This window comes from Variovorax sp. 278MFTsu5.1 (assembly GCF_048305045.1).
Lineage (GTDB): Bacteria > Pseudomonadota > Gammaproteobacteria > Burkholderiales > Burkholderiaceae_C > Variovorax > Variovorax guangxiensis.
This window is the reverse complement of the sequence record NZ_CP157622.1, coordinates 1340879-1359659: the sequence shown is the minus strand read 5'-3', so window position 1 is coordinate 1359659 and position 18781 is coordinate 1340879. Positions and strand designations below refer to the sequence as shown.

The window sequence follows — 18781 nt, the reverse complement described above, 5'->3', positions numbered from 1 at the left end:
TCGGTCGATCGATCAGCGCCGCATGGTGTCGAGCTGCGTGACCGGCGGGCTGTCGTTGCCCCACGAGCCGCGCACGTAGGTGAGCACCGCCGCGACCTCGGCCGCACCCAGCGTCTGGCCGAAGGGCGGCATGCCGTACGGGCGCGGGTTGCCAGCCGTCGAGGGCAGGAAGCCACCGTGCGCGATCACCTGGATCAGGTTGGTGGGCCGCGCCATGTTCACTGCGCGGTTGCCCGCCAGCGGCGGATAGGCGCCCGCCGCACCCTGGCCCTGGTCGCCGTGGCAGTAGGCGCAGCGCTGGTCGTAGATCTTCGCGCCGCGCGCCATGGTGCCGGCATCGCGGCGGATCGGGGCCTTGGCCGTGGCGGCGGCCGGGGCTTCGGCCTTGGGCGCATCGGGCAGGTCCTTGAGGTAGCTGGCCATGGCGGTGAGGTCGGCGTCGCTCAGGTACTGCGTGCTGCGGAACACCACGTCGGCCATCGGCCCCATCACCGAGCCGCGCGGTGCCACGCCGTTCTTCAGCAGCGACACCACCTCGGCTGCAGGCCAGTCGGCCACGCCGGCTTCATGCGGGTCAGTGAGCGAAGGCGCGTACCAGTTCTCGACGGCAATCAGGCCGCCCGAAAGCCCCAGCTTCGTCTCGGTGGCGCCCAGCGAATTGCGGCTGCCATGGCAGGCGATGCAATGGCCCAGGCCGTTGACGAGGTAGGCGCCCCGGTTCCATTCGGCGGGCTTGCCTGCATTGGCGACGAAGGGCTCGGGCTTGAACGAGAGCGCGCGCCACACGGCGAGCGCCGCCTGCGTGTCGTAGGGAAAGCGCAGCCGGTGCTCGCGGTTGGGTACCGCCGAGGGCGGCACGCTGCGCAGGTAGGCGTAGATGGCGTCCGAATCCTCGCGCGTCACCTGCGTGAAGCTCGGGTACGGGAACGCGGGGTACAGCAGCCGGCCCTCCTTGCTGCGGCCGTTGTGCATCGCGCGCCAGAAGTGCGCGCTGCTCCAGCCGCCGATGCCGGCCTTGTCGTCGGGCGTGAGGTTGCTCGAATAGACGGTGCCGAAGGGTGTCTCGATGGGCATCCCGCCCGCATAGGGCTCGCCGCCGCGCGTGGTGTGGCAGCCGGCGCAGTTGCCGGCCAGCGCGAGGTAGCGCCCGCGCTCGACGAGTTGCGGCGTGGACTGGAAGGCTTCGGCCTGCGCGGGCAGCGGGTCTTCGCCGCGCAGGTTCATCGCCACGATGGTGCCGGCGGCCACGGCGCCGAGCACGACGAGCGCAAGCAGCAGCCAGGCGAGGTGTCGCAGTTTCATGGGCGCTGCTCCCTCACTTCGCGGGCATGCCGCCGCACTTCACCGGCAGCGGTGCGGGCAGCGAGGCGGCGGGCTTCGTGTCGACGGGCATCGGCTGCACGGCGAGCCAGCTCGCGACGGCGTTGATGTCGGCGGTGCTCATGCGCCGGCCGATATCGGCCATGCAGTCGGGCGCCATCGCATGCCGCTCGTTGGTGAGCCAGGCGCCGAGCTGCGACGACACGTACAGCCGCGGTAGCCCCAGCAGCCCCGGAATGGCCGGCTGCACGCCCGTGAGCGCCGCGCCGTGGCACTGCACGCAGGCCGGAATGCCGCGCGCCGCATCGCCCTCGCGCACGAGCTGGCGGCCGCGCTGCAGCTGCTCGGGCGTCGCATCGCTCACGGGGGAAACGGGCGGGTAAGGCAGCTGCAGCCCGGCGAAGTAATCGGCCATCTCGCGCAGGTAGGCGTCCGACAGGTGCTGCGCCATGTAGGCCATGTCGGTGTTGAAGCGGCGGCCGTCGCGAAAGCTCACGAGCTGGTTGAACAGGTAGCCGGCCGGCTTGCCCGCCAGGCGCGGAAAGTAGCCGGCGTTGGTGGTCGCGCCCTCGCGGCCGTGGCACGCGATGCACGCGGCCACGCGCTGCTCGATGGTGTCGGGCACGGTGGCCGGCGTGGCGGCGTTCGCCATGGCCTGCACGGCAAGAAGCAGGCCGAGCCCGAGGAGCTTGAGCGCTCGCCTCATGTGCCGGCGGCGAAATGCGCCAGCGTGATGAGCCCCGCGATCAGCAGCAGCACCATCACCACCGCGACGCCGATCAACGGCAGGATGCCGACCTGCGAGGTGCGCCGCTCGGCGTCGGCACGGCGGCCGCCCAGCCCGATGAAGCTCCAGAGAACGGCGCGCAGTGCGCGCAAGAGATTCGACATGAGGTCGAGTGTGGACCAGACCGGCCGAAAAAAACAGATGCAGATCCGCACCAATTGACCGGTGCAGATAAAGTGCATCCGAACGAATCACACCCAGCGATGAAGCGATATGAAGCCTTGGCCGCCGACATCGAGGCCTCGATCCGCAGCGGCACCCTGAAGACCGGCGACCGCCTGCCCTCGGTGCGCCACACCGGCAGCAGCCGGGGCGTGAGCGCCTCCACCGTGTTCCAGGCCTACTACCTGCTCGAGGCGCGCGGCCTGGTGCGGGCGCGCGACCGCTCGGGCTACTACGTCGCCGGCGGCGGGCTGCGAGACGCACCGCCCGAATCCACCCTCACCTCGCGCCCCGCCGGCGGGCCGAAGTCGCTGGACGTGAGCGACCAGGTGTTCGACATCCTCGAGGCCAGCATGTCGCGCAAGGTCGTGCCCTTCGGCTCGGCCTTTCCGAGCCCGCTGCTGTTTCCGCTGGCGCGGCTGGGGCAGTTCATGGCCGCCAGTGCCAGGTCGCTCGACCCGTGGAGCACGGTGGATGACCTCACGCCCGGCAGCGCGGCGCTGCGCCGGCAGATCGCGCTGCGCTACCTGGCCGACGGCATGCAGGTGCCGGCCGACGAGATCGTCATCACCAACGGCGCGCTGGAGGCGCTCAACCTCTGCCTCTCGGCGGTGACGCGGCCGGGCGATGCGGTGATCGTCGAATCGCCCACCTTCTACGCGGCATTGCAGGCGCTGGAACGCATGGGCCTGCGCGCCGTCGAGGTGCCGACGCATCCCGGCGACGGCATCGATCTGGAGGCGCTGGAGCAAGCCATCGCGGCACACAAGCCAGCCGCCTGCTGGCTCATGACCACCTTCCAGAACCCGCTGGGCAGCCTGATGCCCGATGCGAAGAAGAAGGCGCTGGTCGAACTGCTCGCGCGGCACGGGCTGCCGCTGATCGAGGACGATGTGTACGCCGAGCTGTACTTCGGCGAACGCCGCCCACCGCCGGCCAAGGCCTTCGACACGCAGGGGCTGGTGCTGCACTGCTCCTCGTTCTCGAAATGCCTGGCGCCTGGCTATCGCATCGGCTGGACCTCGGCCGGACGCTTCGCACGCAAGGTCGCACGGCAGAAGCTGTCGAGCACGCTGAGCACCTCGGCGCCGGCACAGCTGGCGCTCGCGGGCTACCTGGAGAAGGGTGGCCTCGACAGGCACCTGCGCAAGCTGCGCCAGACGCTGGCGATGCAGCAGGCCACCTTCGCGCAGGCCGTGGGGCACTACTTTCCGGAAGGCACGCGCGCGACGCGGCCGCTGGGCGGGTACTTCCTCTGGGTAGAGCTACCGGCGGGTGCGAGCGCGCTGGAGATACACCGCAAGGCGCTGGAACTCGGCATCAGCGTCGCGCCGGGCCCGATCTTCTCGGCCACGCGCGCCTTCGCCAACTGCCTGCGGCTCAACTACGGCCACCCGTGGGACACGGTCAGCGAGCAGGCAATGCGAACACTCGGCCGCCTGATCGCCGAAGCGTCCTGAACAGCAGGAAGCTGGCGATGCTCACGTTCACCAGGTTCCAGCCGATGCCGTTGATGAAGGCCGCGTGGTAGCTGCCGGTGAGGTCGAACACCTTGCCCGACATCCATCCGCCCAGCGCCATGCCGAAGAGCGTGAACATCAGCACCGTGCCCACCCGCCCGCCCGCTTCCTTCGGCGGAAAGTGCTCGCGCACGATGATCGCGTACGACGGCACGATGCCTCCCTGGAAGAGGCCGAAGAGCGCCGAGATCACGTAGAGCGGCACCAGCCCGTCGAACGGCAGGAACAGCAGCAGCGCCACGCACTGCAGCACGCCGCCCAGCAGCAGCGTGCGCAGCCCGCCGATGCGGTCGCAGATGGCGCCCGACACCAGCCGGCTCACGATGCCGAAGCCCAGCATCAGCGACAGCATGATCGCGCCCTGCGCGGGGCCGTAGCCCAGGTCGCCGCAGTAGGCCACGATGTGCACCTGCGGCATCGCCATGGCCACGCAGCAGGCCACGCCGGCAATGCACAGCAGGCTCTGCGCCGCGCCCGTGCTCAGGCCGAAGGGGCGGGTCATGTCGCGCACGGGCGCTGCCGCACCCGAAGCGGCGCCTGCCGGAGCCACCTCGGCCAGCGCGGGCGGCCGCGCGCGGAAGAACAGCGCCAGCAGCGCCATCGTCACGCCGCAGAAGATGCCCATGCCGATGTAGGTCTGGCGCCAGCCCACGGTTTCCACGAAGTGCTGCGCGATCGGCGGCCACACCGCGCCCGCCAGGTAATTGCCGCTGGCGCACACCGCCACCGCGATGCCGCGCCGCTTGACGAACCACAGCGAGGTGTCGGCCACCAGCGGCGCGAAGGCCACCGAGCTGCCGAGCAGGCCGACCAGCAGCGCCTGCGCTATCGTGAAGCTGACGATGCCACCGGAGAAGCCCGTGGCGACGTAGCCCGCCCCCAGGAAGACCGCGCCGATCAGCAGCGGCTTCATCACGCCGATGCGGTCGGCCAGCTTGCCCATCAGCACGCCGCCGAAGCCGAAGCCCAGCATCAGCAGCGTGTAGGGCAGAGAGGCGTCGGCGCGCGCGATGCCGAACTCGGCCTGCACGGCAGGCAGCATCACCGACACCACGTACATGCCGCTGCTGCCGACGGTCATGATCAGCAGCGTGAGGCCCAGGCGGACCATGGCGTAGCGGGAGTCGGGCTGATGGATGGTTGTCTCGCTTGTCTTCATTTTTCTCTCCGCGGCGAGGATACCCCGCGGTGCGAAAACCCGAGACACGCGCGGAACCAAGTGGCGCAGTGAGCCACCTCGGACGCGGCTTTGCCTCAGTGCGCGTCGGCCGCCGGAGCGACAAGGCTCGCCAAAGCCTTCGGCGTGGGCACGCCCGGCTTCGTCGGCTTTTCGTCGCACGCGGCCGTCAGCAGGCCGAGGCAGAAGAGAAGGACAAAGGCTGTGCTTCGCATGCGAGCCATGCTAGGCCCGCGCCGCGGCGCGTCAAGTCGGACGCTGCCGCTTTCTCTCCAGCGCTCAGGCGGCAGTGGCCGCGGCGGCTGCTGGCCGCTCGCCGCGCTGCAGGCGGCGCTCGATGTCTTCCAGTACCTGCGGCAGGTCGGCCACGCTGTCGATCACGTAGTGCGCGCCGGCAGCTTCGAGGTCGGCAGTGGCGCGGGCGCGGCGCTCCTGCTGCTGCGCTTCGTCGAGCGCCTGCCATTCGGCCAGCGTGAGGCCGTTGGCGTTGCCGCTGACCGCGAGGCCCACGGCCCAGGTGCCGGCGTTGAGGCCTTCCTGCAAGCCGACGCCGGTGTCGTCGACCTTCACCACGGTGTGCGGCGGCCACACGCCGAGGTCGGCGAAGCAGCGGTACATCATGAGCGGCGACGGGCGGCCCTCTGCGAGGTCGCCGGCGCATACGAGGTTGTCGGGCGAGTAGCCGCCGGCCGCGGCGATGGGCACGACCACCTCCATGATCGGGCGGTTGTAGCCCGTGGTGGAGCCGATCTTCAGGCCCCGGTCGCGCGCCGCCTTCACGGCTTCGAGCGCGCCGGGAATGAAATCGGCATGGTCGCGTGCGCTGGCCGCGTTCATCGGCGTGAACACTTCATAGAGCCTGTCGACATCTGCGTCGCTGAAGGCGTGGCCGTGCTTCGCTTCCCATTGCGCGGCGATGCGCGGCAGCGTGCCCAGCGCCTTGATGTGGTCCCACTTGGCCATGCCCATCGGGCCGCGCGCCTCGGCGATGGTGATGTCGACGCCGAACTGCTCGAACAGCTTCACGAAGGCGCCCATGGGCGCGCAGGAGCCGAAGTCGAGGATGGTGCCGGCCCAGTCGAAGACGACGGCCTTGAGTTGGGAGTGGTTGTGGGCGTTCATGGCGGCGGGTTTGTATGTCTCTGGAAGAAGGATAGCGGCGAGGCCGTTTCGATGGATAGGCCTCACCAGGCGTTGAAGACGTCGTGCGCGATGCCGAAGCCGGTGCTCGCGCCGCTGCCGCTGGTGACCAGCACCAGCCGCGTGGCATCGTCGGGCGCGTCGATCACGCAGGGCGTGGTCTTCGACGACGGGTAGACGCCGGTCCAGCGCTCGGTGATCTGCGCGGTTTCGAGGTTCAGCGTGCTGCGCAGGTGGCGCAGGATGAGCTGGTCGACCTCCTCCATCGCGAAGGGCTCGGGCGCGTCGGCGTAGTGGTGCGAGTCGCCGACCACCAGCGAGCCATCGGCGCTCTGCACCACGATCAGGTGGATGCCGTGCGCGAGCGAGGCGGCTTCCTCCTGCTGCAGACGCGCACGCAGCGCGGCGGCTTCGGGCAGCGTGCTGTAGCCCTCGTAGCGCACGAGGCTCAGGTCCATCATCACCGAGCCCGGCAGGCGGAAACCCGCCTCCGGCTTCACGCGCAGCATCTGCAGCCGGCACAGCGTGAGCTTCTGCTCGGCGATGCGTTCGGCGAAGAGGCCGTGCAGGTCGGTGTTGGTGCAGACCACCACGCGCTCGGCGTGCAGCGCGCCGCGCGAGGTGCGCACGCGCGGGGTTTCCACTTCGTGCACGGCTTCGCCGAAGCGGAAGGTCACGCCGTGCGCCTCGGCCAGCCACTTCGTGAGCAGGCCGATGGCGGTGCGCGACTCAACGCGCAGCTCGTGCGGGCTGAAAAGCACCGAGCGCGCATCGGCAAGACTCAGCGCAGGCGCCCTGGCCTGCGCGTCGGCGGCTTCGAGCAGTTCGCAGCCCTTGCCCATCGGGGTGCGCATGAAGGCTTCGAGCACGTCATGCGCCTCGGGGCGATAGGCCGCGAGCCAGAGGTTGCGGTGCACGACATCGATGCCGGCCTGCGGTGCGACCTCGTTCCACACGCCTCGCGCATGCATGGCGCGGCGCCACATGTCGCCCGGCGCCTGGCCGGTGATGGTGATGAAGCCGAAGTTGCGGATCGACGCGCCGATGGCGGCGGTGTCGCGCTCGATCACGCAGACCTTGAGGCCGCGCTGCACGGCGGTGTAGGCATGGGCCAGTCCGACGATGCCGGCGCCGACCACGATGAGGTCGAAGCTGTCGGGGTTCTTTGCTTGCGGGGTTGCGCTTGTCAACGATGTCTCCAGGTCTGGGTGCGCTTGAGTGCCCATTGCCCCGCCAGCGCGAACAGGCCCCGGCCGATGGCGGCGGTGAGCATGATCAGCGAGGCCATGGCGGCGGCGGGCGCCACGTCGCCGGCGTCGTCCATGTTGAGCACGGCGATGGCGGCGAGCGTGGTTTGCGGCGAATAGAGGAACACGACGGCCGAAACGGTGGTCATCGCGTTCACGAAGAAATAGCCGCCCACGTTGAGCACGGTGGGCAGCGCCACAGGCAGGTGCACGCGCCACAGCGTGCGCCAGAACGGCACGCCCATCGACTCCGACACCAGCTCGTATTCGCGGTCGAGCTGGCGCAGCGCGGTGAGCGAGGTGAGGTGCGCCACCGAGAAGAAATGCGCCACCGTGCAGACCACGAGGATGGTCATGCTGCCGTAGATGGCGCGCAGCGGGTTCGACGGCGAGATGAAGAAGAAGATGTAGCCCACGCCCAGCACCAGCCCCGGCACCGCGAGCGGCAGGTTGGCGAGCAGGTTGAGCAGCTCGCGCAGTAGGCCGAAGTGGCGCGGCTTCTCGACGAAGTAGGCCGACACGAAGGTGACGAGCGCGCCCGCCACCGCCGCGCAGACGGCCATGCGCAGCGAGTTGAAGTAGCTGCCCCAGCCGCCGCCGTCCATGTTGCTGAAGTCGTAGTTCTTGAAAGACGGCACGAGGTTGTAGGGCCAGTAGGTGGCGAGCGACGCGAACACCGCCATGCCGATCATCACGAGGATGGCGCCGGCCGTGAGCACGCAGAACGCCAGCAGCGCGCGGTCGCGCGACTTCACGGGCTCCGGCTGGTAGGGCGTGGCGCGCGCCGACAGCGCCGCGGCCTGCTTGCCGCGCACATGCCGCTCTACGAGGAAGGACAGCACCGCGGGAATCAGCAGCACCAGCCCGACCACCGCGCCCATCTGGAAGTTCTGCTGGCCGACCACCTGCTTGTAGATGTCGGTGGCGAGCACGCCCGTCTGGCCGCCCACCACCTTCGGCACGCCGAAGTCGGTGACGACCAATACGAACACCACCATCGCGGCCACGATCGCGCCGTAGCGCGACGAAGGCAGCGTCACCGTGCGGAAGATTCGCCAGCGCGAGGCGCCCAGCGTCTGCGCGGCCTCGTAGAGCCGGCCGTCGGAGGTGGCCATGGCGGTGGTGAGGATCAGCAGCGCGTGCGGGAGCGTCCAGAACACCGAGCCGAGCACGATGCCCAGCGGGCCGTAGATGGAGAGGTCGCCCAGCAGCCCCTTGAACAGGCCCTGGTTGCCGAACAGGTAGACGAGGCTGATCGCGGGCAGCAGCGAAGGCGCGAGCAGCGGCATCAGCGCCACGGCGCGCAGCACGCCCTTGGCCGGCATGCACGACAGCGTCAGCCCGTAGGCATAGACGTAGGCGATGCCGGTGCAGATCACCGCGCTGATCGCCGCGAGCCCCACGCTGTTGAATGCCGACTGCACCAGCGCCGGGTTCTCGAAGTAGCGCGCGAAATTGGCGAGGCCGACGAAGGCGCCCTCGCGGTCGAAGAAGCTCTGGCCGACCAGCGCACCGACCGGCAGCGCGACGATCACCACCAGCAGCAGCACGACCAGCAGCACGGCAGCGCCGGTCAGCCAGCGCTCGCGGTCGAACGCGCTGCGGCGCGTCGCCACCACCGGCGCGACGGCGATGGCGTCGGGAGAACTGCTCATGCTCAATGCGCCAGGACGGACAGCGCGTTCAATGGCAGCTGGATGTGCACCATGCTGCTGGGCACCAGCGGCTCGTCGCCGCCGCTGCGGGCGTCGGCGGGCAGTTCGGCCTCGATCTCGATGCCCAGCGGCTCGCAGGCCAGGCGGGCGCAGGTGCGGTTGCCGAAGAACTCGGTGTCGAGCAGGCGCGCCGCGAAGCTGTTGGCGCCGAGCTCGGTGCCGAAGCGCTTCACCACCACGTGTTCGGGACGGATGCCCACGGTCGCCTGCGAACCGATGCTGAGATTGCCGGGCGCGCACAGCAGTTCGCTGTCGCGCACACGCACCTTGCCGTCGGCCAGCACGGTGGCGGGCAGCATGTTCATGCGGCCCACGAAGCCGGCCACGAAGCGGGTGCGCGGTTGGCGATAGAGCTCGTCGGGCGTGCCGGCCTGCTCGATGCGGCCGTTGTGCATGAGCACCACCCGGTCGGCCATCGAGAGGGCTTCTTCCTGATCGTGCGTGACCATGATGGTGACGATGCCCAGGCGCTTCTGCAGCGCGCGGATTTCGCTGCGCAGCGTGGCGCGCACCTGCGCGTCGAGCGCGGAGAGCGGCTCGTCGAGCAGCAGCAGGCGCGGGTTGGGCGCGAGCGCGCGTGCCAGCGCGATGCGCTGCTGCTGGCCGCCGGAGAGCTGCACCGGGTACTTGTCGGCATGCGCGGCCAGCCCGACCAGGTCGAGCATCTCGCGCGAGCGCTTGGCCATCTCGCGGGCCAGCGCGCCCGTGGGATGCAGGCCGTAGGCGATGTTCTGCGCGGCCGTGAGGTTGGGAAACAGCGCGTACGACTGGAACACCACGCCGAAGCCGCGCGCCGCGGGCGGCAGGCCCGCGATGTCCTGGCCGCCGAGCAGGATCTGGCCGCTGTCGGCACGCTCGATGCCGCAGACGATGCGCAGCAGCGTGGTCTTGCCGCAACCCGAAGGGCCGAGCAGGCACACGAACTCGCCGGGCTCGATGTCGAGGTCGATGCCGTCGAGCACGCGGGTCGCGCCGAAGGATTTCTGGATGCCGCGCAGGGAAAGGAAGCTCATATCAATGTCGAACGGGGTGGAATGCGGGTACAGAACGCAGAGGACGCGAAGGTTTCGCGAAGGTCGCAGAAGTCTTCAAAAGGGAATAGCCAGCCAATGGGCTTCCTTCTGCGACCTTTGCGCTCTTTTGTCTTCCTTCTGCGTTCGGCTGTCCGTATTCAAGTCACATCGGCTTCTTTTCCGACTTCGATTCGTAGCGCTTCGACCACTCCGTCAGGATGCGCTCGCGGTTGGCGGCGGCCCAGTTGAAGTCGTTCTTGGCCAGCAGCTTCTCGACGTCGCCCGGCACGAATTCGAGCTTCTCCTGGATGCCCGGCAGCGCGAGCACGGCGAAGTTCTTGGCGTAGAGCTCGTTGGCCTGCTTCGTCACGGCCCAGTCGGCCAGCGCCTTGGCGGCTTCCTGCTTCTTGCTGGTCTTGATGATGCCGGTGGCTTCCATGTCCCAGCCCAGGCCTTCCTTGGGCAGCACGATGTCGATGGGTGCGCCGTCGCGCTTGGTCTTGTTGGCGCGGTATTCGAAGGACATGCCCAGCGCGAACTCGCCGGCGCCGGCCTGGCGGCAGGGCTTGCTGCCCGACTGGCTGTAGATGCCGATGTTCTGGTGCAGCGCGTCCATGTACTTCCACGCTTTTTCTTCACCCATCATCTGGATCCAGCCCGACACCATCAGGTAGCCCGTGCCAGAGGCGGCCGGGTTGGGCATGGTGATCTGGCCCTTGTAGACCGGGTTGGTCAGGTCGGCCCAGCTGGTGGGCTTGGGCAGGTTCTTCTTCTGCGCTTCGGCGGTGTTGAAGCAGATGGCCGAGGACCACACGTCCATGCCGACCCACTTGGGCGGGTTGGCCGGATCGCGCATGTTGGACTTGACGGCGTCCAGGCCCTTGGGCGCGTAGGGCTGGAGCATGCCTTCCTTGTCGAGCAGCATCAGCGAGGTGGCGGCCAGGCCCCAGACCACGTCGGCCTGCGGGTTGGCCTTTTCGGCGAGCAGCTTGGCGGTGACGATGCCGGTGGAGTCGCGCACGAACTTCAGCTCGATGCTCGGGTTCTCCTTCTCGAAGGCGGCCTTGTAGGCCTGGACCTGGTCGGCTTCGAGCGCGGTGTAGACCAGCAGTTCGGTGCGGCCCTGGGCCGAGGCGGCGAAGGCCAGCGAGAGCAGAGCGGCCGGCACGGCGGCCCAGCGGATGGAACGATGCAGCATGGGGTGGTTCCTCGGGAGAAAGAAGTGGAGAAGTGGAGAACGGGAGACAAGAAGGGAGGCCGGGCGGAACCGCGAACGGGCAAGCGAAAGTACGCAAATTCCACCGGGCAACGAATGGGGGCGATGCTGGCAGCGGCATGTGACAGTGATTTGTCAGATGCCTCAAAAAAACCCAAATCCCCAAAATCACGCTGAAATTGGCGACTCCGGGCGGCGCTGCAACGGCTTCGTCATCCGCATGTCACCGCGGCGCGGCAGACTCGCGGACTTATTGCCCTGTGTTTTCGCGTCGCCCGCTGCACTCCACTCCCATGACACTCGACCTCGCCGAGATCGCCCGCCTGTTCGCCGAACGCGGCGGAATCGCGTACGCGGGCGAGCCTGTGTCGCAGCTGGAGCATGCGCTGCAATGCGCCTGGCTCGCCGAGCAGGCCGGCGCGAGCGATTCGCTGGTCACGGCCGCGCTGCTTCACGACCTGGGCCACCTGCTGATCGCCGAGCACCAGACGCTTTCGCACTCTCCCACCCAGCTGGGCATCGACGACCGGCACCAGTACATCGCCCTGCCCCTGCTTCGCGGCGCCTTCGACGTCGAGGTGCGCGAGCCGATCCGGCTGCACGTGGACGCCAAGCGCTACCTCTGCGCCACCCAGCCCGACTATTTCTCCAGGCTTTCTCCTGATTCCGTGCGCAGCCTTGCCCTGCAGGGCGGCGTGATGGACGCCGAAGCCGCCCAGCGCTTCGCCACCCATCAGTGGGCCGGTGACGCGGTTCGGCTGCGGCAATGGGACGAGGAAGCGAAGGTCAAGGGCCTGCAGACGCCGCCGCTGGCCCATTTCCTGACGACGGCCGCGCGCGTGCTTTTGCGCTGACGAACTCTTTTCGAGGGCCGACGCCGGTTTCAGGCCGGTTTAAGAAACATTTGTCTACGATGGTCTCCTCACCATGACCGGCGCGCGAGCGCCTGCGAGGAAACCGAATGTCTCTATCAGTCACAGCTCGCGCTGGCTCGTTCATCCAGGTGCTACGCCGTGTTTTCAGGCTTGCGGCGCCTTATTTCCAGTCGGAGGAGAAATGGCGGGCCCGAAGCATGTTCGCCGCCATCGTGGCACTCAACCTGGCCTATGTGTATGCGCTGGTGCTTTTCAATCAGTGGTATGGCCGCTTCTACGACGGCCTCCAGAACAAGGATGTGACGGTGTTCTGGCGCGAGATCCGCGTGTTTCTCGTGCTGGCCTTCTTCAACATCGCGCTGCAGGTGCTCAAGTTCTACGTGACGCAGCTGCTGCAGCTGCGCTGGCGCGCATGGATCACGCGCAACTATCTCGGTCGCTGGATGGCGAACCGCACCTTCTACGAGATGGAACTGGCACGCTACGCCGGCAAGGAAGGCACGACGCCCGACAACCCCGACCAGCGCATCCAGGAGGACATGCAGCTGTTCACCAGCGCCACGATGACCCTGTCGATGGGCCTGCTGAACGCCGTGGTCACGCTGGTGAGCTTCGTCGGCATTCTCTGGGGCCTCTCGGGAACCACCGAGTTCTCGCTCAGCGGCACCACCTACCAGGTCGCGGGCGCGATGGTCTGGCTCGCGCTGGCCTACTGCGTGGTCGGCACCATCATCACCCACTACATCGGTCGGCCGCTGATCGGGCTGAACTTCCGCCAGCAGCGCTTCGAGGCCGACTTCCGCCACCACCTCGTGCGCGTGCGCGAGTACAGCGAGGCCATTGCTCTCGACCGCGGCGAGAAGGTGGAGCACGGCCAGCTCGACCTGCGCTTCGGCGCCGTGCTTCGCAACTACCTGCAGCTCATCAAGCAGCAGAAGAATCTCGTGACCTTCACCGCCTTCTTCGGCCAGGCTGCGGTGATCTTTCCCTTCGTGGTCGCGGCGCCGCGCTTCTTCAGCGGCGCGATCCAGCTCGGCCAGCTGATGCAGATTTCGTCCGCCTTCGGCAAGGTGCAGGATTCGCTGAGCTGGTTCGTCGACAACTACGACAGCGTGGCCGTATGGCGCGCAACCACCGACCGTCTCACGAGCTTCGACGATGCGATCCGGGCCCGCGCCGCGCAGGAACACCCCCTGGAGCGCAGCGAAGCTCCCGAACTTCAAACCGACGGACTCTCGCTCAGCCTACCGAACGGCACGCCGCTGCTCGTGAACGCGGCGCTCTCGGCGAAGGCCGGCGACAGCGTCCTCGTGCAAGGGCCGTCCGGCAGCGGCAAGTCGACCCTGTTCCGCGCTTTCGCCGGCATCTGGCCGTTCGCGCGGGGACGCGTGCAGGTGCCGTCCGATGCGATGTTCGTGCCCCAGCGCCCCTACATGCCCGACGGGCCCCTGCGCGTTGCGCTGGCCTATCCGGACGATGCAGCCAGGTACAGCGACGCGCAACTGCGCGAGGCGCTGCGCGATGCGCTGCTGCCCCAATTCGCAGATCGACTGGACGACAGCGACGCCTGGAGCCAGAAGCTCTCCGGCGGCGAACAGCAGCGGCTGGCCATCGCGCGCGTGCTGCTGAAGAAGCCACGCTGGGTCTTCGCCGACGAGATCAGCAGCGCGCTCGACGCGCCGGCGGAGCGCACGCTCTACCAACGGCTGTCCGAGATGGTGCGCGCGAGCGGTGGCGCGATGGTGTCCGTGGCCCATCGTGCTGCCGTGGGCGAGTTCCACAGCCAGCGGTGGACGCTGGTACCCGAGGCAGACGGAGCGGCCGCCCGCTATCGCGTGGAGGTCGTGCCCTCGTCGGCCGGCACGGCGGCGGCCACGTAGCGCTCCCAGCCCTTCCTGCGCAGCTCGCAGGCGGGGCATTCGCCGCAGCCGTAGCCCCAGTCCTGGCGGTGCACGCGATCGCCCAGGTAGCAGGTGTGCGTCTCGTCGACGATCAGGTCGACCAGCGGCCTGCCGCCCAGGCGGTGCGCCAGTTGCCAGGTCTCGGCCTTGTCGATCCACATGAGCGGCGTCTCGATGACCAGGCGGCGCTCCAGCCCGAGCGAGAGCGCGAGCTGCATCGCCTTCATGGTGTCGTCGCGGCAGTCGGGGTAGCCCGAGAAGTCGGTCTCGCAGACACCGGTGACGATCACCTGCAGCCCGCGCCGGTAGGCCAGCGCGCCGGCGAGCGTGAGAAAAAGCAGGTTGCGCCCGGGCACGAAGGTGTTGGGCAGGCCATCGGCCTGCATGGCGAAGGCGACTTCTTCCGTGAGCGAGGAGCCGCCCAGCTGCGCCAGGGCCGCGAGCGTGAGCACATGGTCTTCGCCCAGGCGCGGCGCCCAGTCGGGAAAGCGCTCGCGCATCTTCGCGAGGATGCTGCCGCGCACGTCGAGCTCGACGCGGTGGCGCTGCCCGTAGTCGAAGCCCAGAGTTTCGACGCGCTCGTACTTCGAGAGCGCATCGGCGAGGCAGGTGGTCGAATCCTGGCCGCCGGAGAACAGGACGAGGGCGGTGGTGTGCAGGGGCATATCCGTCGGCGGCGGTGCGTGCCGCCGCAATCCAAAGACGCGATTTTCCGTCAGCTTCGCGCAGCTGCCGGAATTCACCGCATCGGCCAGACGATGCGCATGAAACGCCGAAGACAGCCTTGGCATTTATTTCCGAGCGATCGGCGAACTTTCATTCGGCTTTCAACTCGTCACGGCCGGGTCATCTGACGTCTTTAGATTTCATCGCCAGAAATGGCGCACGCCCGGTGCGCCGGTCCAACAACCAACCGAGGGAATCATGACCCAACGCCTCATCGCCCCAGCACTGCTGGGCGTCTCTCTCCTGCTGTCCGCCTGCGGCGGCAGCAGCAACAACAACGGCATCGTGCTGCCGTTCATCCCACCGTCGAACACCACGCCGCCTCCGCCCGCGGCGCAGGCGCCGAAGAACGTCCTGTTCTTCCTGGGCGACGGCATGGGCATCACCACCATGACCGCCGCGCGCATCTACAAGGTCGGCGAAGACGGCGACCTCACGATGGACACGCTGCCCGAGACGGCCTTCGTCCACACCTATTCGAACGACGCCCAGGTCACCGACAGCGCTCCTTCGATGTCGGCCTACATGACCGGCGTGAAGATGAACAACGAAGTCATCTCGATGAGCGCCGAGACCAAGGCCACCGACGCCTCGGGCAAGGCCTACCACGTCAACTTCGACAGCACCTGCCCCTCGGGCAACGGCCAGGCCGTCGAAACGCTGCTCGAGCAGAGCAAGGCCAAGGGCTACGCCACCGGCGTGGTAACGACCACCCGCATCACGCACGCCACGCCCGCTGCCACGTACTCGCACGTGTGCCACCGCGACGCCGAGAACACCATTGCCGCCGCGCTGGTGCCGGGCGGCGCCGGCTACAACGGCAAGCTGGGCGACGGCGTCGACGTGTTCTTCGGCGGCGGCACCGACTACTTCACCGCCAAGGAAGACGGCGGCAAGCGCAACGACAAGCGCAACCTCATCGCCGAACTGAAGGCCGCGAAGTACAGCTTCGCCGCGAACAAGAGCGAGTTCGACAAACTGCCGGCCGACGGCGCCACCAAGATCGCCGGCCTCTTCACCAAGAGCCACATGGCGTACGACCTCGACCGCGACGCCACGAAGGAACCGAGCCTGGCCGAGATGACCGGCAAGGCCATCGACGCGCTGGCCGCGCGCAAGAAGGGCTTCTTCCTGATGGTGGAAGGCGGACGCATCGACCATGCGCTGCACGCCACCAACGCACGCCGCGCCCTGCAGGACACCGGCGCCTTCGACGACGCCATCAAGCTCGCGCTCGACAAAATGCAGGCCGTCGACCCCGGCCTGAAGAACACGCTGGTAGTCGTCACGGCCGACCACGACCACACGCTGCAGCTCAACGGCTACGCCGCGCGCACCGGCAAGACCGAGGCAGGCAAGCCTGGCGTGCTGGGCCTCGTGAAGGACTACGTCGACACCAGCAAGACCAGCAAGGACGTCGACGGCAACCCCTACACCATCATCGGCTTCGGCAACGGCCCGCGCCGCCTCGCCACCCGCGGCCCGATCTCCGACGCCGAGCTGGAAAGCAAGGACTACAGGCAGGAAGCCGTGGTGCCGATGGATGCGGCCAGCGATTCCGAAACCCATGGCGGCGCCGACGTGTTCCTCGGCGCGCAGGGCCTGGGCGCCGACAACTTCGCCGGCGTGATCACCAACACCGACGTGTTCGGCCTCATCAAGAAGGCGGTCGGCCTGTGAAGGGCAGCGAACGCTCATCGACGAACACAACCATGAACACGACGACCATGAACCGCATCACCCGCAACACCCGCCTGGCCGCCGCCCTCGTCTGCGCCGCCGCCGGCACCCTGGCCGGCACCGCGCACGCCGCCGGCGAAGCCAGGAACGTCATCTTCTTCCTCGGCGACGGCATGGGCCCCGTCACCGTGACCGCCGCGCGCATCTACAAGGGCGAGAAGCAGCTGGCCGCACAGCCCGGCTCGCTGGTGAGTCCCGAGCGCGCCAACCTCGTCATGCAGTCGCTGCCCTACGCCGCGCGCGTGAAGACCTTCTCGCTCGACGGCCAGACCACCGACAGCGCCCCCTCGATGGCCGCCTACATGACCGGCGTGAAGATGCGCAACGAAGTCATCTCGATGTCCAGCGACACCACCGCCGTCGACGGCACCGGCAAGCAGTACATCAGCGGCGAGGACACCACCTGCCCGCCCACCAACGGCAAGGCCGTGGACACGCTGCTCGAACTCGCCAAGGCCAAGGGCCGCTCGGTGGGCGCGGTGTCGACCACGCGCGTGGGCCACGCCACGCCGGCCACCACCTACTCGCACATCTGCAACCGCAACGGCTACAACACCATCGCCGAGCAGAGCGTTCCGGGCCACGCCAACTACAACCCCAAGCTGCTCGACGGCGTCGATGTGCTGATGGGTGGCGGCCAGCGCAACTACCTGCCGGTGGCGACTAACCCCAGCAGCAAGCGCACCGACGGCGTCGACCTGGTGGCCGCGATGAAGGCCAAGGGATACACCTACGTCGACACCGGCACCAAGCTCAAGGCCGTCGACACGGCCGCCACCGGCAAGCTGCTGGGCCTGTTCTCCCAGAGCGAGATGGCCTACGAGCTCGACCGCGTGAAGCAGAGCCTCGACCAGCCCAGCCTGTCGGAGATGACCGAGAAGGCGCTCGGCGTGCTCAGCAAGAACGACAAGGGCTTCTTCCTGATGGTCGAAGGCGGCCGCATCGACCACGCGCTGCACGGCACCAACGCCAAGCGCGCGCTGGAAGACACGCTGGCCTTCGACACGGCCATCCAGACCGCGCTCGACTTCATGAACAAGAAGGACCCCGGCCTGAAGAACACGCTGGTGGTGGTCACGGCCGACCATGACCACGCGATCGCCTTCAACGGCTATCCGAAGATCGGCAACCCGATCCTCGGCAAGGTCAACAGCTACGCCGACGGCAAGCTCGCGAAGGCCGCCGACGGCAACCCGTACACCACGCTGGTGTTCGGCAACGGTGGCCGGCCCAACGCGACGGGCTCCAGCCAGGTCAACCCCGAAGACGGCAACAAGCCGTGGATCGCTCCGGCGCGTGCGGCCTCGCGCGACGACCAGACCGCGATGGACACGACGGACGACAACTTCCTGCAGGAAGTCGGCATCAACCTCGGCACGCCCGGCGCCGAAACCCACGGCGGCGGCGACGTGATGCTGTTCGCGGGCGGTGCGGGCTCGAAGATCTTCAAGGGCACCGTGGAGAACATCAAGGTGTTCAACAAGGTCAAGGAAGCGGCGGGCCTGTGAGCGCATCCGTGGCACTGAAAACGCTCCTGGCGGCAGCGGCCCTCGCGGCACTTCCACTGGCGGCCAGCGCCGCCGGCGATGCCGAGGCGCCCGACCAGAACCTGCGCATCCAGCACCATGTGATGTCGATCGGAAAGGACGGCGTGCAGCGCGAGAGCCGCTACGCCGACCTGATGTTCCGCCGCGCCGACACGGTGTGGATCGAGCGCGAGCTGCCGCCCGCGCTTCGCGCCGACCACGACCACGAGGCCAGCGAAGCCAAGGTGCACATCGGCCACTCGCACGCCGACAACACGGCCGCGCCGCTGTGGCTGAGCCGCGATCCGGCCGGCAAGGTGCTGGTGAACATGGTGCTGCGCCAGCAGCGCAAGCTGATCGAGGTCGACAAGGCCAACTACGGCAACGTGGGCTACGGCGGCTCGTGGGCGAATGCCTACTGGCTCGTCGACCCCGCCAGCCTGCCGCGCATGAAGTCGCTGGGCACGGCCGGCAAGGGTGTTCAGCGCTACGAGCTGCAGCAGGGCGAGAGCACGCTGCGCATCGAGTGGGACACGGTCGGCCGCTACGCGCGCAGGATCGAGCAGCGCAACGGGCACGGCACCTCGCTCAACGTGATGACGGCCTCGTCCATCCCGGCGCCGAAGACGCTGCCGTGGAAGACCGCCGATTCCTACGAACGCGGCGAATATTCCGACCTGCTGGATTGACCGGCTTCCCCACTGCTCCACGCAAAG

The 18781-nt window shown here is 68.2% G+C and carries 17 protein-coding genes; 6 read left to right on the top strand and 11 right to left on the bottom strand.

Going from position 1 to position 18781, the window contains the following annotated elements:
- Positions 1 to 12 precede the first annotated feature (12 nt).
- From ABL844_RS05910 to ABL844_RS05900, 3 genes are read right to left on the bottom strand one after another with little or no spacing between them, the layout of a single operon-like run.
- Complete coding sequence (locus ABL844_RS05910) at positions 13 to 1302, bottom strand: c-type cytochrome (RefSeq protein ID WP_418130753.1); 1290 nt, start codon at positions 1300 to 1302, stop codon at positions 13 to 15.
- A 13-nt stretch (positions 1303 to 1315) separates the two neighbouring features.
- Positions 1316 to 2026: a c-type cytochrome gene (locus ABL844_RS05905; protein ID WP_418130752.1), complete on the bottom strand. Its 711-nt coding sequence runs from the start codon at positions 2024 to 2026 to the stop codon at positions 1316 to 1318.
- Positions 2023 to 2211: a DUF2970 domain-containing protein gene (locus tag ABL844_RS05900; protein ID WP_184634972.1), complete on the bottom strand. Its 189-nt coding sequence runs from the start codon at positions 2209 to 2211 to the stop codon at positions 2023 to 2025. Before ABL844_RS05900 ends, ABL844_RS05905 begins: the two co-directional genes overlap by 4 nt.
- A 99-nt stretch (positions 2212 to 2310) precedes the next feature.
- Between ABL844_RS05900 and ABL844_RS05895 the strand changes: the two genes are divergently transcribed.
- A complete protein-coding gene (locus ABL844_RS05895; RefSeq protein ID WP_418130751.1) occupies positions 2311 to 3729 on the top strand; it encodes a PLP-dependent aminotransferase family protein in 1419 nt (472 codons plus the stop codon).
- Here ABL844_RS05895 and ABL844_RS05890 read toward each other — a convergent pair.
- The 7 genes from ABL844_RS05890 to ABL844_RS05860 all read right to left on the bottom strand — a co-directional run bounded on the left by ABL844_RS05890 (position 3677) and on the right by ABL844_RS05860 (position 11279).
- Positions 3677 to 4948, bottom strand: a complete 1272-nt coding sequence (locus ABL844_RS05890) for an MFS transporter (RefSeq protein WP_418130750.1) — start codon at positions 4946 to 4948, stop codon at positions 3677 to 3679. The two genes, ABL844_RS05895 and ABL844_RS05890, sit on opposite strands and share 53 nt — an antisense overlap.
- 95 nt (positions 4949 to 5043) lie before the next feature.
- Positions 5044 to 5181 (bottom strand): hypothetical protein, encoded by a 138-nt coding sequence (locus tag ABL844_RS05885; RefSeq protein ID WP_369659494.1) that lies wholly within the window; start codon positions 5179 to 5181, stop codon positions 5044 to 5046.
- A gap of 64 nt (positions 5182 to 5245) precedes the next feature.
- A complete protein-coding gene (phnX, locus tag ABL844_RS05880; RefSeq protein WP_369659495.1) occupies positions 5246 to 6088 on the bottom strand; it encodes a phosphonoacetaldehyde hydrolase in 843 nt (280 codons plus the stop codon).
- A 62-nt stretch (positions 6089 to 6150) separates the two neighbouring features.
- Complete coding sequence (locus ABL844_RS05875) at positions 6151 to 7296, bottom strand: TIGR03364 family FAD-dependent oxidoreductase (RefSeq protein WP_418130749.1); 1146 nt, start codon at positions 7294 to 7296, stop codon at positions 6151 to 6153.
- Entirely contained in the window at positions 7293 to 9008 is a 1716-nt protein-coding gene (locus ABL844_RS05870; RefSeq protein ID WP_418130748.1) for a putative 2-aminoethylphosphonate ABC transporter permease subunit, read from the bottom strand. Before ABL844_RS05870 ends, ABL844_RS05875 begins: the two co-directional genes overlap by 4 nt.
- A gap of 2 nt (positions 9009 to 9010) precedes the next feature.
- On the bottom strand, positions 9011 to 10081 hold the full coding sequence (locus tag ABL844_RS05865; protein ID WP_418130747.1) for an ABC transporter ATP-binding protein: 1071 nt from the start codon (positions 10079 to 10081) through the stop codon (positions 9011 to 9013).
- A 163-nt stretch (positions 10082 to 10244) separates the two neighbouring features.
- The gene (locus tag ABL844_RS05860) at positions 10245 to 11279 is read right to left on the bottom strand and encodes a putative 2-aminoethylphosphonate ABC transporter substrate-binding protein (protein WP_418124626.1); all 1035 of its coding nucleotides are present in this window, start codon (positions 11277 to 11279) and stop codon (positions 10245 to 10247) included.
- Positions 11280 to 11590: 311 nt separating this feature from the next.
- Between ABL844_RS05860 and ABL844_RS05855 the strand changes: the two genes are divergently transcribed.
- Both ABL844_RS05855 and ABL844_RS05850 read left to right on the top strand, forming a co-directional pair.
- A complete protein-coding gene (locus ABL844_RS05855; RefSeq protein WP_126025660.1) occupies positions 11591 to 12151 on the top strand; it encodes a phosphonate degradation HD-domain oxygenase in 561 nt (186 codons plus the stop codon).
- A 107-nt stretch (positions 12152 to 12258) separates the two neighbouring features.
- Positions 12259 to 14052, top strand: a complete 1794-nt coding sequence (locus ABL844_RS05850) for an ABC transporter ATP-binding protein/permease (protein WP_126025659.1) — start codon at positions 12259 to 12261, stop codon at positions 14050 to 14052.
- Here the strand turns inward: ABL844_RS05850 and queC are convergent.
- Positions 14001 to 14738: a 7-cyano-7-deazaguanine synthase QueC gene (queC, locus tag ABL844_RS05845; protein WP_418130746.1), complete on the bottom strand. Its 738-nt coding sequence runs from the start codon at positions 14736 to 14738 to the stop codon at positions 14001 to 14003. The genes ABL844_RS05850 and queC overlap by 52 nt on opposite strands.
- Before the next feature lie 259 nt (positions 14739 to 14997).
- Here queC and ABL844_RS05840 point away from each other — a divergent pair, with 259 nt between their 5' ends.
- The 3 genes from ABL844_RS05840 to ABL844_RS05830 are packed head-to-tail and all read left to right on the top strand — an operon-like array spanning position 14998 to position 18754.
- A complete protein-coding gene (locus tag ABL844_RS05840) occupies positions 14998 to 16479 on the top strand; it encodes an alkaline phosphatase (RefSeq protein WP_369659502.1) in 1482 nt (493 codons plus the stop codon).
- A 32-nt stretch (positions 16480 to 16511) separates the two neighbouring features.
- On the top strand, positions 16512 to 18047 hold the full coding sequence (locus ABL844_RS05835) for an alkaline phosphatase (RefSeq protein ID WP_260319182.1): 1536 nt from the start codon (positions 16512 to 16514) through the stop codon (positions 18045 to 18047).
- Positions 18044 to 18754: a hypothetical protein gene (locus ABL844_RS05830; RefSeq protein WP_418130745.1), complete on the top strand. Its 711-nt coding sequence runs from the start codon at positions 18044 to 18046 to the stop codon at positions 18752 to 18754. Before ABL844_RS05835 ends, ABL844_RS05830 begins: the two co-directional genes overlap by 4 nt.
- Positions 18755 to 18781 lie beyond the last annotated feature (27 nt).

Bases quoted from the DNA above. Each gene is read 5' to 3' on its own strand.
- ABL844_RS05910 (WP_418130753.1), bottom strand. From the start codon at position 1,302: ATGAAACTGCGACACCTCGCCTGGCTGCTGCTTGCGCTCGTCGTGCTC.
- ABL844_RS05905 (WP_418130752.1), bottom strand. From the start codon at position 2,026: ATGAGGCGAGCGCTCAAGCTCCTCGGGCTCGGCCTGCTTCTTGCCGTG.
- ABL844_RS05900 (WP_184634972.1), bottom strand. From the start codon at position 2,211: ATGTCGAATCTCTTGCGCGCACTGCGCGCCGTTCTCTGGAGCTTCATC.
- ABL844_RS05895 (WP_418130751.1), top strand. From the start codon at position 2,311: ATGAAGCGATATGAAGCCTTGGCCGCCGACATCGAGGCCTCGATCCGC.
- ABL844_RS05890 (WP_418130750.1), bottom strand. From the start codon at position 4,948: ATGAAGACAAGCGAGACAACCATCCATCAGCCCGACTCCCGCTACGCC.
- ABL844_RS05885 (WP_369659494.1), bottom strand. From the start codon at position 5,181: ATGCGAAGCACAGCCTTTGTCCTTCTCTTCTGCCTCGGCCTGCTGACG.
- phnX (WP_369659495.1), bottom strand. From the start codon at position 6,088: ATGAACGCCCACAACCACTCCCAACTCAAGGCCGTCGTCTTCGACTGG.
- ABL844_RS05870 (WP_418130748.1), bottom strand. From the start codon at position 9,008: ATGAGCAGTTCTCCCGACGCCATCGCCGTCGCGCCGGTGGTGGCGACG.
- ABL844_RS05865 (WP_418130747.1), bottom strand. From the start codon at position 10,081: ATGAGCTTCCTTTCCCTGCGCGGCATCCAGAAATCCTTCGGCGCGACC.
- ABL844_RS05860 (WP_418124626.1), bottom strand. From the start codon at position 11,279: ATGCTGCATCGTTCCATCCGCTGGGCCGCCGTGCCGGCCGCTCTGCTC.
- ABL844_RS05855 (WP_126025660.1), top strand. From the start codon at position 11,591: ATGACACTCGACCTCGCCGAGATCGCCCGCCTGTTCGCCGAACGCGGC.
- ABL844_RS05850 (WP_126025659.1), top strand. From the start codon at position 12,259: ATGTCTCTATCAGTCACAGCTCGCGCTGGCTCGTTCATCCAGGTGCTA.
- queC (WP_418130746.1), bottom strand. From the start codon at position 14,738: ATGCCCCTGCACACCACCGCCCTCGTCCTGTTCTCCGGCGGCCAGGAT.
- ABL844_RS05840 (WP_369659502.1), top strand. From the start codon at position 14,998: ATGACCCAACGCCTCATCGCCCCAGCACTGCTGGGCGTCTCTCTCCTG.
- ABL844_RS05835 (WP_260319182.1), top strand. From the start codon at position 16,512: ATGAACACGACGACCATGAACCGCATCACCCGCAACACCCGCCTGGCC.